Origin of the sequence: Clostridium sp. CM027, assembly GCF_024730565.1 — a bacterium.
Taxonomy (GTDB): Bacteria; Bacillota; Clostridia; order Clostridiales; family Clostridiaceae; genus Clostridium_AD; species Clostridium_AD estertheticum_B.
The window spans coordinates 396,689-415,033 of record NZ_CP077725.1; the positions used below are offsets into that span (position 1 = coordinate 396,689).

General features: G+C 30.2%; 16 protein-coding genes. 15 read left to right on the plus strand and 1 reads right to left on the minus strand.

Going from position 1 to position 18,345, the window contains the following annotated elements:
- The first annotated feature begins 10 nt into the window (after nt 1-10).
- The 12 genes from dapG (at nt 11) to uvsE (ending at nt 14,224) form a co-directional block, all read left to right on the plus strand.
- Nucleotides 11-1,201, plus strand: a complete 1,191-nt coding sequence (gene dapG / locus KTC92_RS01930; protein WP_216303075.1) for an aspartate kinase — start codon at nt 11-13, stop codon at nt 1,199-1,201.
- A 56-nt stretch (nt 1,202-1,257) separates the two neighbouring features.
- A complete protein-coding gene (locus tag KTC92_RS01935; RefSeq protein WP_258280654.1) occupies nt 1,258-1,923 on the plus strand; it encodes an ATP-dependent Clp protease proteolytic subunit in 666 nt (221 codons plus the stop codon).
- 183 nt (nt 1,924-2,106) lie between these two features.
- Complete coding sequence (locus tag KTC92_RS01940) at nt 2,107-4,425, plus strand: DNA translocase FtsK (RefSeq protein WP_220285887.1); 2,319 nt, start codon at nt 2,107-2,109, stop codon at nt 4,423-4,425.
- A gap of 184 nt (nt 4,426-4,609) precedes the next feature.
- On the plus strand, nt 4,610-5,947 hold the full coding sequence (gene rimO, locus KTC92_RS01945; protein ID WP_216303073.1) for a 30S ribosomal protein S12 methylthiotransferase RimO: 1,338 nt from the start codon (nt 4,610-4,612) through the stop codon (nt 5,945-5,947).
- Nucleotides 5,931-6,476 (plus strand): CDP-diacylglycerol--glycerol-3-phosphate 3-phosphatidyltransferase, encoded by a 546-nt coding sequence (gene pgsA, locus KTC92_RS01950; RefSeq protein WP_216303072.1) that lies wholly within the window; start codon nt 5,931-5,933, stop codon nt 6,474-6,476. Before rimO ends, pgsA begins: the two co-directional genes overlap by 17 nt.
- A 163-nt stretch (nt 6,477-6,639) precedes the next feature.
- On the plus strand, nt 6,640-7,695 hold the full coding sequence (recA, locus tag KTC92_RS01955; protein WP_165412191.1) for a recombinase RecA: 1,056 nt from the start codon (nt 6,640-6,642) through the stop codon (nt 7,693-7,695).
- A 298-nt stretch (nt 7,696-7,993) separates the two neighbouring features.
- Entirely contained in the window at nt 7,994-9,550 is a 1,557-nt protein-coding gene (gene rny / locus KTC92_RS01960) for a ribonuclease Y (RefSeq protein WP_224578977.1), read from the plus strand.
- A gap of 192 nt (nt 9,551-9,742) precedes the next feature.
- A complete protein-coding gene (locus KTC92_RS01965) occupies nt 9,743-10,933 on the plus strand; it encodes a pyridoxal phosphate-dependent aminotransferase (RefSeq protein WP_216303071.1) in 1,191 nt (396 codons plus the stop codon).
- Nucleotides 10,934-11,039: 106 nt separating this feature from the next.
- On the plus strand, nt 11,040-11,300 hold the full coding sequence (locus tag KTC92_RS01970; RefSeq protein ID WP_165412193.1) for an HPr family phosphocarrier protein: 261 nt from the start codon (nt 11,040-11,042) through the stop codon (nt 11,298-11,300).
- A 92-nt stretch (nt 11,301-11,392) separates the two neighbouring features.
- The gene (locus KTC92_RS01975) at nt 11,393-12,370 is read left to right on the plus strand and encodes a tyrosine-type recombinase/integrase (protein ID WP_220285886.1); all 978 of its coding nucleotides are present in this window, start codon (nt 11,393-11,395) and stop codon (nt 12,368-12,370) included.
- Between the two features lie 273 nt (nt 12,371-12,643).
- Entirely contained in the window at nt 12,644-12,970 is a 327-nt protein-coding gene (locus KTC92_RS01980) for a CGGC domain-containing protein (RefSeq protein WP_165412195.1), read from the plus strand.
- A 9-nt stretch (nt 12,971-12,979) separates the two neighbouring features.
- Nucleotides 12,980-14,224 (plus strand): UV DNA damage repair endonuclease UvsE, encoded by a 1,245-nt coding sequence (gene uvsE / locus KTC92_RS01985; protein WP_220285885.1) that lies wholly within the window; start codon nt 12,980-12,982, stop codon nt 14,222-14,224.
- Between the two features lie 245 nt (nt 14,225-14,469).
- Here uvsE and KTC92_RS01990 read toward each other — a convergent pair whose 3' ends face one another.
- Nucleotides 14,470-15,306 carry a cell division protein gene (locus tag KTC92_RS01990; RefSeq protein WP_258280655.1) on the minus strand — a complete coding sequence of 279 codons (837 nt, stop codon included), beginning with the start codon at nt 15,304-15,306 and terminating at the stop codon, nt 14,470-14,472.
- 451 nt (nt 15,307-15,757) lie between these two features.
- Between KTC92_RS01990 and KTC92_RS01995 the strand changes: the two genes are divergently transcribed.
- From KTC92_RS01995 to KTC92_RS02005, 3 genes are read left to right on the plus strand one after another with little or no spacing between them, the layout of a single operon-like run.
- Nucleotides 15,758-16,393, plus strand: coding sequence for a HutD family protein (locus tag KTC92_RS01995; protein WP_220285884.1), 636 nt, complete (start codon nt 15,758-15,760; stop codon nt 16,391-16,393).
- Between the two features lie 38 nt (nt 16,394-16,431).
- Entirely contained in the window at nt 16,432-17,622 is a 1,191-nt protein-coding gene (locus KTC92_RS02000) for a sensor histidine kinase (RefSeq protein WP_216303066.1), read from the plus strand.
- Between the two features lie 14 nt (nt 17,623-17,636).
- Nucleotides 17,637-18,293, plus strand: a complete 657-nt coding sequence (locus KTC92_RS02005; RefSeq protein WP_216303065.1) for a response regulator transcription factor — start codon at nt 17,637-17,639, stop codon at nt 18,291-18,293.
- The last annotated feature ends 52 nt before the right edge of the window (nt 18,294-18,345 follow it).

The following is an 18,345-nucleotide window of genomic DNA, read 5'->3' on the forward strand; positions in this document are numbered from 1 at the left end:
GAGGACAGAAATGAAGATATTAGTGCAAAAGTTTGGAGGTACATCTGTTTCAACAGAGGAAAAGCGGAAGCTTGTAGTAAACAAAGTTTTAAATGCAAAGGTTCAAGGATATTTTCCTGTGGTAGTAGTATCTGCAATGGGAAGAAAAGGTGAGCCTTACGCTACAGACACATTGCTATCTTTGGTAGATGATAATTTCAAAGTAGCAAATCCATTAGCAATAGATTTGCTAATGAGTTGTGGTGAAACTATAAGCACTGTAATAATGTGTAGCGAACTAAATAATAGTGGAATTGATGCTGTGCCTTTAACTGGTGGACAAGCAGGTATAATCACAGATTCTAATTATAACAATGCAGCAATACTTAATGTGGACACAAAAAAAATATTGGATATTTTACAAAAAGGGAAAACCCCAGTAGTAGCAGGATTTCAAGGCATGGATGAAAATGCCTATGTTACGACTATTGGGAGAGGTGGGAGTGACGTTACTGCTGCAATACTAGGGGCAGCACTTAAGGCCTCTCAGACTCAAATATACACTGATGTAGATGGGATTATGACAGCGGATCCAAGAATAGTTTCTGAAGCGACTTTAATAAAAAAAATAAGTTATGATGAAATCTTTCAATTTGCAGATCAAGGAGCAAATGTTATACACCCAAGGGCAGTTGAAATATCTAGAAAGTATAATATACCATTAGTAATAAAAAATACTATGAATGATTGTGATGGAACAGTAATTAGTAATTTGGGAAATGAAGGTTATGAAAATATAATTACAGGTATTACGCATATGAATAATAGAATTCAAATAAAAATATGTGAAAATTCAGGTTCTAGTTATGATGATATATTTGATATTTTAGCTGAGAATCTTATAAGTATAGATCTTATAAATATTTTTCCTAAGGAAAAAATATTTACTATTGATGAAAAAGACTTTACTAAATTTGCTGATTTAATAAGAGACCTTAATATGTCCTATTCATTTGTGAAGGATTGTAGTAAACTTTCAATTATAGGTTCAAAAATGAGAGGTATGCCTGGCGTTATGGCGAGAATACTTAAGGCGTTAACTAGAGAAAATGTTGAAGTACTGCAAACAGCAGATTCTAATATGACTATATGGTGCCTTGTAGAAACAGGATATGTTGAAAAAGCAATTAACGCTCTACACAGGGAATTTAAATTAGGATAAAAAATGTATATAGTTTCTCTTAATGCACAAAATAAAATGGATTAGGAGGAATGAAAATGTTGAAAACTGAAAAAAACGTAAATGAACAGGTTGAAAATATTAAAGAACTGGGAACAACTAACATCCCAACTCAGGATACTAAAATTCAGGTTTTGTCTATTATAGGTCAAATAGAAGGACACATGATGTTGTCCCCTCAAACAAAAACTACTAAGTATGAACATGTTATTCCAGAGCTAATTGCTATGGAGAGGGATGATAAAGTAAAAGGTATTCTTATAGTTTTAAATACTGTAGGAGGAGATGTGGAAGCGGGTCTTGCAATAGCAGAGATGATTAGAAGCCTTAGCAAACCAACTGTATCACTTGTAGTAGGTGGAGGCCATTCAATAGGTATACCACTGGCAACAGCAGCTAAGTACTCATTCATTTCCCCATCTGCAACTATGATAATTCATCCTATAAGAATGAATGGTCTAATAATAGGGGTACCTCAAACTTTTGAATACTTCAATAAAATGCAAGAAAGAATAACAGAATTTATTATTAGAACCTCTAAGATTGATAAGGAAACGGTAAATAGATTAATGCTTCAAACTGATGAGCTTTTAAATGATATGGGTACTATACTTATAGGAAAACAAGCAGTTGATAATGGGTTAATAGATGAGGTTGGTGGCATTAGTGAGGCATTATCAAAATTAAACGAAATGATAGGTTAAAAATAAATTAGATATAAACAGGTTAAAATAGCCTATTTATGTCTATTTTTAATGATTTGTTACTATGACAAATATAATCTAATAATTTTTTTATATAACTAGTTTAAAATTGATTTATAAATCTATTGAAAGTTAGAGGAGATTTCTAAACTTTGTAGAAATAATAAGGATAGAGGTGATACTTTGGCTAGAAAAAAAACTAAAACTAAATCTAAAGTTGCAAGTAATGTAGATGCTAATAGTGAAATTTATGGAATTATTTTAATAACAATAGGCATATTAATTTTATTAAGTATCTTCTCAACTAGGGGTTCAAATTCTAATTCCATATCAGGTATGATAGGTAATCTGATTAATCATGTGCTTTTTGCAATATTAGGAGTGGGTGCATATCTTTCGCCGTTCCTTATAGTATTTATTGGTATTTGCAAAATCGTTAAGAAAGGTAAGATAAATTTTAGTAAGAAGTTTTGTGGAATAATACTTTTTATAATAAATACACTATTATTTATACAAATGTTATCTTTAAATAAGTATTACACTAAAGGAGATTTTTTGCTCGGAATAAATAAGATATACAATTCAGAAAGTGTACTACATGGTGGGATTATTAGTTATTCAATTGATGTACTATTACATACACTATTTGGAGCTGCGGGTAGCTATATAATTTTTATTGCTATTTATGTTATATGCTTTATTATAATATTAAACGTATCGCTTAATGATGTCTTTTTTTATTTAAAGGATAAATTTATTATTAAAAAGACTGCGAGTAAAAATGATAGTAAGGATTTATATATAGAAAATAATGATAAGCAAGAAGAATTAGTAGTTCCAAATGGAGAAAAAAATAAATTTATTAAAGATATTAGCAGCAATAAAATTAAAATAATCGATTTTATAAAATCAAATGAAATTGCTACAGATGCGGAAGGATTAAATAAAGAAGAAACTGTTAGTGGTGTTAGGAATGACAATGCACGTACTTTAAAAGAAAGGCATATAGATAATTCTATCAACCAAGAGTTGGAGAAAGAAATTCAATTAAATAGTGTAAATTCAAAGCCAAACTATAAATATGAATACCCCACTGTAGATTTATTAAATGAAAATAATACTTCCAAAATGAATAAAAACGATAAAAAAGAATTGCTTAATAGTGCCAATAAGCTACAAGAGACACTAAGTAGCTTTGGAGTTGAAGCAAAGGTTATTCAAGTTACAAAAGGACCCTCAGTGACAAGGTTTGAACTTCAACCAAATGCTGGTGTTAAGGTGAGTAAAATTGTAAATCTAGCAGATGATATTGCACTGAATTTAGCTTCTTCCGGGGTAAGAATCGAGGCACCGATACCTGGTAAGGCAGCTGTAGGCATTGAAGTACCAAATAAAGAGTTAAGCGCAGTATACTTAAGAGAAGTAATAGAATCTAATGAATTTTCAGCTTCAAACAAAAATTTATCCTTTAGTTTAGGAAAAGATATAGGCGGTAACTGTGTTGTTTCGGATTTAACAAAAATGCCACATTTGCTGGTAGCAGGGGCTACAGGCTCTGGAAAAAGTGTTTGTATAAATTCATTAATAATAAGCATACTTTATAAGTATTCTCCAGAGGAGGTTAAGCTATTATTAATTGACCCTAAAGTTGTCGAATTAAATATTTATAATGGGGTACCTCATCTATTAATACCAGTTGTAACAGATCCCAAAAAGTCTGCAGGTGCTTTAAATTGGGCTGTAAACGAAATGTCAAGAAGATACAAGAGTTTTGCTGAAAACAATGTGCGAAGTATAGAAGGATATAATGAATTAGTAAATAAAGGCATTGTTGAAAATAAATTGCCGTGGATTGTTATTATAATTGATGAGTTAGCAGATTTAATGACGGTCTGTGCTAATGATGTAGAGGAATATATTGGAAGACTTGCGCAAATGGCAAGAGCGGCAGGAATGCATTTAGTAATTGCGACGCAGAGACCATCAGTTGACGTTATTACGGGTGTAATAAAAGCCAATATACCTTCAAGAATATCTTTTGCAGTTTCGAGTCAAATAGATTCAAGAACAATTTTGGATTCCTCTGGTGCAGAGAAATTACTTGGGAAAGGTGATATGCTTTTTTATCCGGTTGGAGAGGCTAAACCATTTAGAATACAAGGAGCTTTTGTGTCAGAAGAAGAAGTTGAACGAGTTGTTGATTTTATAAAGAATCAGACGACAGAAGTAAACTATGAAAAAGAAATAATAGATGAAATAGAGAGTAGTTCAAATAATAAAAGTATTGATGATGATATTGATGAATTATTAAATGAAGCAATAAGAATAGTAGTTGAAAATGGACAAGCATCTACTTCCTTATTGCAACGTAAGCTAAAAATAGGGTATAATAGAGCAGCAAGAATTATTGAACAAATGGAGGAACGAGGGATTATATCAGGTAGAAATGGAAGCAAACCTAGGGAAATATTATTAAGTGATAGTGAGTTAAAGGAACAATAAAAAAAAAATGTAAGAATAATTGTAAATACCCTTGTTTAATTTGCAAATCACATTTACAATAATTTATGGGTACAAATGTAGGAAGATAAAAATAATTAGCTATTATTTACATAAAGAGTCAAACAAGTAGTATGATATTTGGTAAATAGGAGTTACTCAGGTTGATAAACAAGGAGGATGACTGGTGGAAAAATTAAAAGTTGGAGTTATAAATTTAGGCTGTGATAAAAATAGAATTGATAGTGAGATTGTAATAAGCAGTTTAAGTGGGAAATATGATATGACAAATGATCCTAAACTAGCAGATATAATTTTAGTGAATACTTGTGGATTCATAGAATCGTCAAAACAAGAATCAATAGACACTATTCTAGAAATGTCAGAATACAAAAAGAAATATAATTGCACAGTATTGATTGCGACGGGTTGCCTTACTCAGCGTTATGGGTCGGATCTGATTGAATTGATGCCAGAACTTGATATAATCCTCGGTGTTAATGATTATGACAAGTTAGTAAGTAGTATAGAAGAGGTTCTTTTAAAAAATATTAAAGTACAACATTGCACTTATAGTGATGATAATATTAATGAAGGACAAAGAGTATTAACTACAGAAACATACTCTGCTTATATTAGAATTTCCGAGGGCTGTGATAATGCTTGTGCATATTGTGCAATACCAAATATTAGAGGAAAATATAGAAGCAGAAAAATGGAGAACATAATACAAGAGGCTAAGGATTTAAGTGAACATGGTTGCAAGGAAATTATTTTAGTTGCTCAAGATACCACTAGATACGGGATAGATTTATATGGTGAAAAAAACCTACATAAATTAATAAGAAAAATTTCTCAAATAAGTGGGATTGAATGGATTAGAGTACTTTACTGTTATGCAGAAGAAATGACGGATGATATTATTAATGAAATTTCTTTAAATGATAAAGTTTGCAAATATGTAGATATACCAATTCAACATATAAGCGATGATCTTCTTAAATCCATGAAAAGGAAAGGAAGAAAAAATATCATAACAGAAAACATAAATAAGATGAGGAAGGGTATTAAGGGATTAACCCTTAGAACTACATTAATCGTTGGATTTCCAGGAGAAACGGAAGAAAATTTTGAAGAATTGAAACAGTTTATTAATGAAACTAAATTTGATAAATTGGGAGTGTTCAAGTACTCAATGGAAGATGGTACTGCAGCTGCAGAGATGAAAAATCAAATTCCAGAAGAAATAAAGGAAAAACGTGAAGAAGAATTAATGATTGTGCAACAAAATATATCAAAAGAGATAAATAGTAAAAAAATAGACAAAATTTACAAAGTTTTAGTAGAAGGATTTAATGGTAAAACTTATTTTGGTAGAAGTTATGAAATGGCACCAGAAGTTGATGGAACTATTTTCTTTGAATCTGACAAAGATTATAATAAGGGAGAATTCGTAACAGTAAGGGTTACCAAAGCGTTAGAATATGATTTAATAGGAGTTGTGTGCTATGAATCTTGCAAATAAACTTACAATGATTCGAATTTTTTTAGTACCTATATTTTTAGTGTTTATGGCGGTTAAAGGAATACCTTATGGAAGAGAACTGGCGACAATTGTTTTTATAGTAGCATCTCTCACTGATAAGTTGGATGGCTATGTAGCTAGAAGCAGAAATCAAATAACTAATTTCGGAAAATTCATGGATCCTCTAGCAGATAAACTTTTAGTAACTGCTGCACTTGTTTCATTAGTGGAGCTTCAGATTGTGTCTAGTTGGGTAGCTATGATTATAATTGCTAGAGAATTTGCAGTTTCAGGACTTCGAACAATAGCTGCTTCAGAGGGAAAAGTAATTGCGGCTAGTAAATGGGGGAAACTTAAAACCGTTATTCAAATAGTAGCTATAATTACAGCATTGATAAATTTATCTTACGCAAATACGTTATTAAATGCGTTAACCAATATTTTCATGGCTGCCGCAGTAATTATTACAATAATATCTGGTGTTGACTATTTTGTAAAAAACAAAGGTACAATTAGAGTCGATAAGTGATTAAATTATTAGAGTTTGTTAATAATACAAATAAAAGGATTTCTTTAGTAAATGAAAATGGCAGATATTGCTTTGTATGTTGACCATATAAAATAAATGGTGTATACTTAAATTCAGAACAAACGTTCGTCGAAAAAGGATGGTGAACCCGCAGGGGAAATTTATGAATAATGAAAAATTAAAAGCGCTAGAAGTAGCTATGGGTCAAATAGAAAAACAATTCGGAAAAGGCTCTGTAATGAAACTTGGAGAAAATAGTAAGTTAAATATAGAGGCTATTTCCACTGGTTGTTTAGGACTTGACATAGGCCTAGGCATAGGTGGTGTACCTAGAGGAAGAATAATAGAAGTTTTTGGACCAGAATCTTCAGGTAAAACTACAGTTGCACTTCATATAGTTGCAGAAGCTCAAAAAAATGGTGGTACAGCTGCATTTATAGATGCAGAGAATGCTTTAGACCCTGAATATGCTAAAGCACTAGGAATAGATATAGAAAATTTAATAGTATCACAACCAGATACTGGTGAACAGGCGTTAGAGATTACAGAGGCTTTAGTTCGCTCTGGGGCTATAGATGTTATCGTAGTGGATTCGGTAGCAGCTTTAGTGCCTAAAGCTGAAATTGAAGGCGAAATGGGAGACTCCCATGTAGGACTCCAAGCAAGACTTATGTCGCAAGCTTTAAGAAAACTTGCGGGTTCTATAAATAAATCCCAATGTGTTCTTGTATTTATAAATCAATTAAGAGAAAAAGTAGGAGTAATGTTTGGTAACCCAGAAGTAACCCCTGGTGGTAGAGCGTTGAAATTTTATGCATCTGTTAGACTAGATATTAGAAAAATAGATACAATTAAACAAGGCGATGAATTTATGGGTAATCGAACAAGAATAAAAATAGTTAAAAACAAAGTAGCTCCTCCATTTAAGAAAACTGAATTTGATATTATGTATGGTCACGGCATATCTCGAGAGGGCGATGTTCTAGATATAGGAGTTGTAGAAGAGATTGTACAAAAAAGTGGAGCATGGTTCTCATATGGAGATATACGACTTGGACAGGGAAGAGAAAATTCAAAACAATATTTTAAAGAAAACCCTTTGGTTATGTTAGAGATAGAAAACAAAATTAGAGCAAAACATAACCTACCATTATACAAGAACGCAGAGACTAGTAAAAAAGAAGTTAGCAAAAAAGAAGCAAGTAAAAAAGAAGCATAAAAGCAAGTTTTTACTTGCTTTTTTTCTTTAACTTATAATTAAGGAATATTATTATGGTATCAGGCATATGCATTCTATGATGCAATATGCTAAAGTTTATCATAACTACTATATAATAGTAAGAATAAAGACTTATTTAAACGTTAAAATCTTGACATTAACTGAAAAGTAATATAAAATAAATACAAATACTGGTTTAGTATATTTAAATTGTTACCAATTAAATATAGCACCTTTTCTAGCTTTCATATTTACTCTTAAATAGATTTGAAATAAGCAAAGGAGGTGTTGATAATCAATGGATACTAAAAGTCAAACAATGCTCATAGTAGTTTGTGCTATTTTGGTTGTTGTTTTAGCATGTATTTTTGTTATAATTTATATTAGAAAAAATATATCTCAAGCAAATATTTTCAAGGCCGAAAAAGAAGCTAAAAAAATTATTGATGAAAGTGTAAAAGATGCTGAATCAAAAAAGAAAGAGGCTATTTTAGAAGCCAAAGAAGAAGTTCACAGACTTAGAACTGATTTAGAAAAAGAATCAAGAGAAAGACGTAATGAAGTTCAAAGGTTAGAAAGAAGAAACATCCAAAGAGAAGAATCATTAGATAAAAAAAGTGATGTGCTGGAGAGAAAAGAAGAAAATCTTAATAAAAAACAACAAGAAAGTGAAATGCTAGAAGCAAGTGTACAAGATTTATACACAAAGCAAAGAGGAGAATTAGAAAGATTATCAGGGTTGACATCTGATGAGGCAAAACAAGTTTTATTAGATGAAATTAGAAAAGAAATTAAACACGATGCTGCAATTATGATTAAAGAAATTGAAACTAAGGCAAAAGAAGAAGCTGATAAAAAAGCAAGAGAAATTATTACTTATGCTATTCAAAGATGTGCAGCCGATCATGTAGCAGAAACAACAGTTCATGTGGTTTCGCTTCCTAATGATGAGATGAAAGGAAGAATAATAGGTAGAGAGGGTAGAAATATTCGAACTCTAGAAACGCTTACAGGAGTAGATTTAATAATAGATGATACACCTGAAGCAGTAATTCTTTCAGCATTTGATCCTATAAGGCGCGAAGTTGCTAGAATAGCACTTGAGAAACTAATAGTGGATGGAAGAATTCACCCTGCTAGAATTGAGGAAATGGTAGAAAAAGCTAAAAAAGAAGTTGATAGTGACATAAAAGAAGAAGGAGAACAAGCAACTTTTGAAACAGGAGTGCATGGACTTCATTCGGAAATTATCAGGCTGCTTGGAAGGCTTAAATACAGAACCAGTTATGGTCAAAATGTATTAAAGCATTCTATAGAAGTTTCATATTTAGCTGGACTTATGGCATCTGAACTTGGAATTGACCCAACACTCGCTAAAAGATGCGGTCTACTTCATGATATAGGTAAAGCTGTAGATCATGAAGTTGAAGGTCCACATGCGCTTATAGGTTCAGAAATAGCTAAAAAACACCATGAGTCCTCTATTGTAGTAAATGCAATTGCAGCGCATCACGGTGACGTTGAGTTAGAATCCCTTGAAGCAATACTAGTTCAAGCGGCAGATGCTATATCAGCGGCAAGACCAGGTGCAAGAAGAGAAACTTTAGAAGCTTATATTAAAAGATTGGAAAAATTAGAAGAAATTGCAAATTCTTATGAAGGTGTAGAAAAGTCATATGCTATTCAAGCTGGAAGAGAAGTTAGAATTATGATTAAACCAGAAATAATTGATGATGCAGGTGCTGTTGAAATGGCAAGAAATCTAGTTAAAAGGATTGAAAATGAACTAGAATATCCTGGTCAAATTAAAGTAAATGTAATTAGAGAAACACGAGCTATTGACTATGCTAAATAATTAAATGTAAGATTAAATCCTCTTGAGATTTAGAATATTTCTAAACCCTAAGAGGGTTTTTTTATTTCATATTACATATTATTTGGAAAAATATGTAATGTGGAATCAGGTTGCTTCATTTACATCACAAAAAAAAAGTGATATATTAGTATCATAAGAATTAAATTAATATAAGTATTGGGGGTAAGAAAAATGGTATTATCTAAAAAAGCAAAGCAAATAACAACATCTTTAACACTAGATATAACTGCAAAGGCTAAAAAAATGAAGGCTGAGGGCATAGATGTCATAGGATTTGGTGCTGGTGAACCTGATTTTGATACACCCAAAAACATTCAAGAAGCAGCTATAAAAGCAATTAAAGAAGGCAGGACAAGATATACAGCGGCTTCAGGTATTATTGAACTAAAACAGGCAATAATTGGAAAGTTAAAGAGAGAAAACAACTTAACTTACACACCAGCTCAAATTATAGTTTCAGCTGGAGCAAAACAATGCTTAGCTAATGTATTTCAAGCTATTTTAAATCCAGGAGATGAAGTTTTAATTGGAGTTCCATATTGGGTAAGTTATCCAGAATTGGTTAAATTAGCAGATGGAGAACCTATCTATATAGAAACAGAAGAAATTAATGAATTTAAATTAACAATAGCGAGCCTTAATAGAGCATTAACGCCTAAATCTAAAGCAATAATATTAAATAGTCCCAATAATCCTACAGGTACCGTATATTCAAAGGAAGAACTTATGGAAATTGCTGATTTTGCAAAAATAAATAACTTAATCATAATATCGGATGAAATTTATGAAAAATTGTTGTATGGTAGTAATGACCATATTAGTATAGCAAGTCTTTCAGAGGATGCTTACAGAAGAACTATCGTAATCAACGGCCTTTCTAAGGCTTACGCTATGACAGGATGGAGAATAGGATATGCTGCTGGCAGCACGGAAATAGTATCGTTAATGTCTAATATTCAAAGTCATACTACATCAAATCCCAATTCAATTGCGCAATATGCGTCAGTTGAAGCTTTAAATGGAAATCAAGATGATATAGCTAAAATGATTGGACAATTTAAGCTAAGAAGAGATTATATGGTGGAAAAAATTAATAGCATTAATAATTTATCTTGCATAAAACCTGAAGGCGCTTTTTATGTTATGGTGAATATAGGGGATGTTTTAAATAAATCAATCGACGGAAAAGTTATAAAAGATTCGATTGCTTTTTCAGATATTTTACTTGAAAAAGAAAAAGTTGCTGTTATACCAGGTATAGCATTTGGAGTAGATAATTTTATAAGATTGTCTTATGCTACTTCTATGGAAAATATAAAAATTGGACTTGATAGAATAGCGAGGTTTGTTGAAAATATTTAAAATTGATTTACATGATTTTTAATGATATTATAATAGCATGCGTTAATAGATAAGATATTTTATATTATCGCATGCAATAATAAATAAAGTATCGAGGTGAAGTTAATTGGTAACAAAGGAAGTTCTCGTTAGTAATTCTAAAGGATTGCATGCTAGACCAGCTACATTATTAGTAAGAAAAGCCGCGTCTTTTAAATCAGATATAGGTATAGAATATATGGGCAAAAAAGCTAATATTAAGAGTTTAATAGGCATTTTATCTCTAGGAGTCGGTCCTAATACAACTGTAAACGTTATAGCTAATGGTGATGATGAAAAATTAGCTTTAGAAGAAATAGTAAACTTAATTAATGATTTAGAAGAATAATTATAGCCTGTATATTTTAAAAAGCTGCTAACTTACTGTTTGCAGCTTTTTAAAATGTATAGAAATTTAAAAAATATTAAAGGGGAATACATATGATAAACAATATTACACAATTCAACTATAATTCAGATTTGACTTTAGATAACAAAAATTTTATATGGTATTTTCTTGAAATCAAGTCTAGAAAAAGTAAATATACTGCTAAAAGCTATGAACGAGATATAAAAGATTTTTTTTGCGTAAGTTCTATTTATGACATAACTATAGAAGATATTAAAAAGGTATCTATACTACATTCGCAAAATTTTATAATGAATTTAATGAATAAAAATATGTCCTCTGCTACTATAAACAGGAAAATATCATCATTGAGTGCTCTCTATAAGTGGTTATTAAAATATCAAGATAATTCTACAGGCATTCATATAATTAAATATAATCCTTTTGGAAATTTAAAAGAAGAAAAACCAGTGATAAATAATAAGGAAACTGAGTTTTTAACAAAAGAAGAGTGTAAAGTCTTATTAAATAGTATAGATACATCCACTATATTAGGACATAGAAATAAAACTATATTAGTACTTGCTTTAACAACTGCTTTAAGAAAATCTGAGATTATAAATATTAAGATAAAGCATATTACAACGCATACAGGTTATGATGTAGTAAAAGTAATAAGAAAAGGCGGTAAAGAGGATATAGTAAAAATTCAAGGGAACGTTCTTACTATGATAAATGAATATATTAGGTTGACTAAAAGAAATAAGTTATCTAGTGGCGAGGAGTATTTATTTATTGGACATTCAACTAATGGGAATAATAAAGAAAAATTAGATGCAAGCACTTTAAATTACATGATAAAAAGAGTATGCAAAAATGCAGGTATAGATAAAGATTTACGAGTTCATTCTACCAGGCATACAGCTATTACACTAGCAATTTTAGCAGGGGCTACAGTAGAGAAAGTTAGGGATTTTGCTGCACATAAAAATCTAGCTACTACTAATAGGTACATTCACTCCGTAGATAAGCTGAAAAATAATGCTGGAGATTTAATTGATGTATTTTAAATTGAAGTATCGGAAAGGGTTAGCGTATATTGAAAATAATGATAAATATGGCTATATGGATAGCCGAAAGCATTAGGATGCAATTATACCTTTAACTTGGTTTTGTACCTCTAAGAAGGCATAAGGTTGGTTTAAACATGTAATAAGTAGGGGTTTTAAATAAGGAAGGCAATTTTGTTATAAAACATTAATTAAATATGTTATATAAATCACATCTTATACTTTTGTATTTAGATATAATATAGTATATAAATTATTAAGGTGGTTATAAATATGAAAAAGATTGCTGTATTAAGATGTTTTAAAGTTTCTAGTAAATGCTCAGGTTCTGGTTGTATAAAGGCATTTAACAATAAGACAGCCTCATTCAATGATTATGATGCTAGTTTAGACATGGTAATGCAAATACCATGTAGCGGATGTAACGCAGATTCATTAAAAGAAATGCTTAATTCCTCAGAGGAATTAAAAAAACAGGGTGTAAGCAGTATACATTTATCAACATGCATTAGAGCAACATGTCCTTATTATAATGAATTTGTTAAAGGACTTTCAAAGGAATTTGAGGTTGTTGGATACACTCATGGGAGGAAAAAATAGGAGGTAAATATGAAAATCGGATATGCATGCATACCACTTACAACAAATGCAAGAACAAATAGAAGATTAACGCTCAAAAACTTTTCGGAAGAAATGTTTTTAGAAATATTAGAGCAAAACTTAATAGATCTAAGAGGAATATTAGAGAATAATGAGAAGTATAACATAAAGTTATTTAGAATAAGTTCAGATATAGTTCCATTAGGAAGTCACAGTATTAATGAAATTCCATGGCATAAACATTTTCAAAACGAATTAAATGAAATAGGCGAGTATATAAAAGAATATGGCATGAGAGTGTCTATGCATCCAGGTCAGTACACAGTACTCAATGCAGAAAAAGAAGAGATTGTAGCAAAAGCAATTAAAGATTTGGAATACCATGCTAGATTCCTTGATTCATTAGGTGTGGATTCAAGCAATAAGATAATACTTCATATTGGTGGCGGTTATGGTGATAAAAGTGCTGCTATGAATAGGTTTATTGAAAATTTTAAAAGATTATCATCTTCGGTAAAGGATAGGCTCGTAATTGAAAATGATGGAAAAATATTTAATATTGATGATGTACTTTTAGTAAGTAAGGAAATTAATATACCAGTAATATTTGATAACCTTCACCATCAGTGTAATCATGAAATAGAGGTGCCTATAAAAGAAATAATGAGGAAGGTAGCTAAAACATGGCAGAAAAAAGATGGTAATATAAAAGCCCACTATAGTCAGCAAAATTTGCATAAACAGATAGGGGCTCATTCAAATACGATAATAGTTAAAACCTTTCTAGAATACTATGATGAAGTTAAAGAATTTAATATTGATATTATGCTAGAGGTAAAAGACAAAGATATTTCGGCTATAAAATGCAATATTATAATTAACAACAGGGATAAGAAATCAAAGGCTGGAATTATAGAAAAACAGTGGGCTAAATATAAATATGTATTAATGGAAAGAAATTATAAATATTATAAAGAGTGTAGTAAATTGATAAAAGAGAATTGCAGTATTGAGGAATTCTATGAGTATACGGATGAAATAATAAATTTTGATGTAGAGAATGGAAGTTTTGTAAGTACTGCAGAGCATGTTTGGGGATATGTTAAAAATGCTGCTTCGGATAAAGAACTAACTCATTTTAAAAAAATCCTTTTAGATATGGAACATAAAGAAAAGGTTAAGCTTTATTTGAAAAAATTAAGTGTTAGATATAATGCTGAATATATACTTAATTCCTATTATTTTTATTATTAATAAAGATTGTTGCAAATAAAAAACGCCATATGGTGTTTTTTATTTGCAATTTTTTATATCAAGAATTTGTTTGAATAAACTATGAATATAAAATTTCTGGATTAAATCATCTCCTGCGGAGCTGCATATTAACGACTTCAGAAGTATATCCTTTAATAATCCTTGTTAGTACTAAATAACTAGGGGTATTGCTCGCAAATTTCTTGATTTTGATACTCCAAAAGGGGGGCCGAACGTTAAGAATATTATGAATTAATTTTGGATTTTGCGAACCAAGTTATAGATATAAAATATCCTATTATCGGGGAAACTCCGTATCCCATCAATGGAACTGGAAAATTTCCAAATAGAGTAGAAATTAAAATAATTATAAAATACATACCAATGCTTAGTGATAACAATTTATATTTTTTTGGTGAAAAAAATATAAATGGCAATGGCAATATTACAAGAGAAATAACCCCTAAACTAAGCCATATTATTCCCATACTCGCTACCAAACTAACTATATTTTCAACATAAGATACAGGTTGTAATCCATCTAAAAACACCCATGAAATAATAATCAACGCAGAAAGTAACACTACAATACAAGAACGAAAAATATTGTTATTAATCTTATTCCATAACAACATTATCATTGGAATAGCAAATGCAGTTAGCATAGAAGCATCAGGTTGTAAAGCAAGCAAAACTGATATAACTATTGTAATAGCAGCTGAAAACCACCAATCTCTTATTTGTAACAATTCCCATAGATTTATAATTATAATAGGTAGGACAATAACTGCAACGTAAAACTTAATTGGCCCAACAGATACCCATCTATGAACGCCTTCTATTCCTGAACTAATAAAAGTTAGAAATAAAAGAATAACTGCAACTATAATAGTAGTGGTATTAGTGCTTGCATTATTTTTAACTTTAGATTTTTTTAATAGTATAAAGTATGAAATTATTCCAGCTAATACTAAATAAAAAATGTTTTGAACAAAAATAGCAATTGGTACTTTAGTGGTGTACATTGCTATCCCTCCAATAGTTATTGATGGTACTGCCATCAATAACGGTATAAAATTCAATAACCTCAATTTTTTTTTTTCATTTTTAACTCCTTACCAAATAAATATTATTTTGGAATTTATATTAATGAATGATAAAATACAATCCTGAATTAACTGATATGAATATATTATTAGAATTATTAGGTTTAATCTCTCCAAAGTATTTATAAATTATTAGTTTTACTTATTTCCTCTATTGATTTGTATAAAGTTGGCTTTGAAATATCAAACATACTGCAAATAACTTTAACTGTTGTTTTACTTTATTATTATATCACTTAAGATATAATAATATCGGATAGTTTACACGATATCAAGTTCAGATTTAGAAATTGTTAATCCTAAATATTTTTAATTAAGTCCCAGATTAAAGTACAAACTAAAAATTATGACTTCTACTTTCGAAATAAAAGGAAAATACATATAAAAATAGAATGTAAATATGATAAGTAATAGGGGGGAATTATAAATGTCTTACAATATTGAAATAATTAGAAAAAATCAACATAAAACAAGTGAATGGTCTGGTGGTACAACAACAGAGCTTTATATTTATCCTAATGATTCACTATATGGTAATCGTAATTTTAAATGGAGGCTGAGTTCTGCAAAGGTTGGAGTAGAACAATCTACATTTACATCTTTACCCGGAATATCAAGGATTATTATGATTATTGAAGGAAAACTACTTCTTGGCCATGAAGGTCATCATAATGCTGTGTTAAAAGCATTCGAGCAGGATAGCTTTAGTGGAGAGTGGAAAACAACAAGTTTTGGTAAAGTTGTAGATTTTAATTTAATGATGGCACAAGGCTACACGGGGAGATTAGAATCAATTTCAGTTAATAAAGGGGAGTTTAAAGATATATTGTTACACAATAATATCAATGATGCTGAAAAATCTCATCAAATCACAGAAGCATTTTATATAGTGAAAGGTGATGTAGAAATAGCTACAGAAACAAAGGAAAAAATAAATCTTAACAAAGGTGATTTAGCATTAGTAACTACAACAGAGAAAGAAAACAATTTAGAACTTAAGGTTTATAGTAGCAGTCAGGAAGAATCTAAAATTATAAGAGCTTCTATATTTTATTGTGAATAATTTTAAAATTAATATATATATAAATTGGATGTGGTAAATTGAAGAAAAATAACTATCCGTTTTTAGAATTAATTAAATATATAGTATATTTTTTAGTAGCGCTTTCAGTTGTTATGACCGGTGAATATTCTATGAATATTATGACTAAATTCATTATTTGTATGCTGCTATATATATTGAATACTCAGATAAGAATGTATTTTTTATATAAGAAAAAATATGCAGTGATAATTTCTCTTTTTATAGATTTAGTATTAATTTCTATAATCTATTATAGTTTTGGTGGGTTTATTTTTATATATTATTTCATTTCAGTTTTGGATGCTGCTTTGATGCTTCCTAAAGCATATGCATACGTAGTTATTTCATTTTTATATGCAGCGGTAGTATTTCAAAGTAGTAAACCAGTTTATGGTAAGATGCAGAATTATATTTTAGTTAATGTGATTTTTAATACGGTAATTGTAGTTATATTTGGAGTCTTGGGAAGATATATTGCAGAAGAAAGCGAGAGGAAAAGTGAAGCACAGCACTTATATGATAAGCTACGAATATCAGAGGAAAATTTAAAAGAGACCTACGAAAAATTACAGCAGTATTCAAATACTGTGGAAGAACTAACTATTTTGAGAGAAAGAAATAGAATATCGAGAGAAATCCATGATTCTGTTGGTCATACCTTATCTACACTGCTTATTCAGCTTCAAGCAATTCCTTATGTAATGAAAAATGACCAAAATGAAGGTGAAAAAATGGTGAGTAATTTAATCCATTTCACTAAAAATGGAATTGAAAATGTTAGAAGGGCAGTAAAAGAGCTTAAACCAACAGATTTTGACAGTTATCAAGGGGTTTTTGCCCTTCAAGAACTTACTTCTAATTTTGAAAAACTTAGTGGAGTTAAGGTAAGTTTTATTGTTTCTAATGAAAAATGGACATTGAATGGAGATCAGAGCTTCACTTTATATAGAATAGTTCAGGAAGCACTTAATAATTCACTTAATCATGGTAATGCATCTAGTGTGATTATATCACTTCAGTTTTTAGAAGATAGGTTATATTTACATATAAAAGATGACGGAAAAGGCTGTCTTAAAATTAAAAGTGGTTTTGGATTAAAGGGTATAGAACAGAGAGTTAAAAGTCTTGGGGGAGAAGTTAATGTTCATGGTGATAAAGGCTTTGAAATTAGTATGTCCATACCAAAAATTGAAAGCTTTATAGAATAACAGGGGGCAGGAATTTGGAAAAGATTAATATAGCAATTGCAGATGATGAAGTACTTATAAGAGAAGGATTAAAGATTATTTTAAGCTCTAATTTAGAAATAAATGTAGTGGGGTTATGTGGTAATGGAGAAGAAGCTCTAAAATTATGTAGAAATGAAAAAGTAGATGTAGTCCTAATGGATATAAGAATGCCTTTGTGCGATGGAGTTATGGGTACTAAACTTATAAAAAGTGAGTTTAAGGATATAAAAATTCTAATACTAACTACATTTAAAGATGATGAGTATATATATGATGCTATGAAGCATGGTGCAAGTGGCTATCTTCTAAAAGATACATCCTATGATATTATTATGGATGGCATTAAAAGTGTGTATAGAGGCAATGTAGTTATGCACCCTGAGGTAGCAGCCAAAATTATAAATAATACTAAGTCCAATTCCAAAAATACACTAAGTAATATTATGGATAAATATAAGCTAACGTTAAGACAAGTAGAATTTATAATTGGGATAGGAACAGGGCTTACAAACAAAGAAATTGCTAGCAATCTTTTTGTTACAGAGGGAACAGTAAAAAATCACATTACAGAAATACTCTCAAAGCTTGAATTAAGAGATAGAACTCAAATAGCAATTTTCGCACTTAAGAATTCTTTAGTGGATTTTTAATTTTATGACCATTACTTAAGAACATGACTTAAGTAATGGTCAATTTTTTATA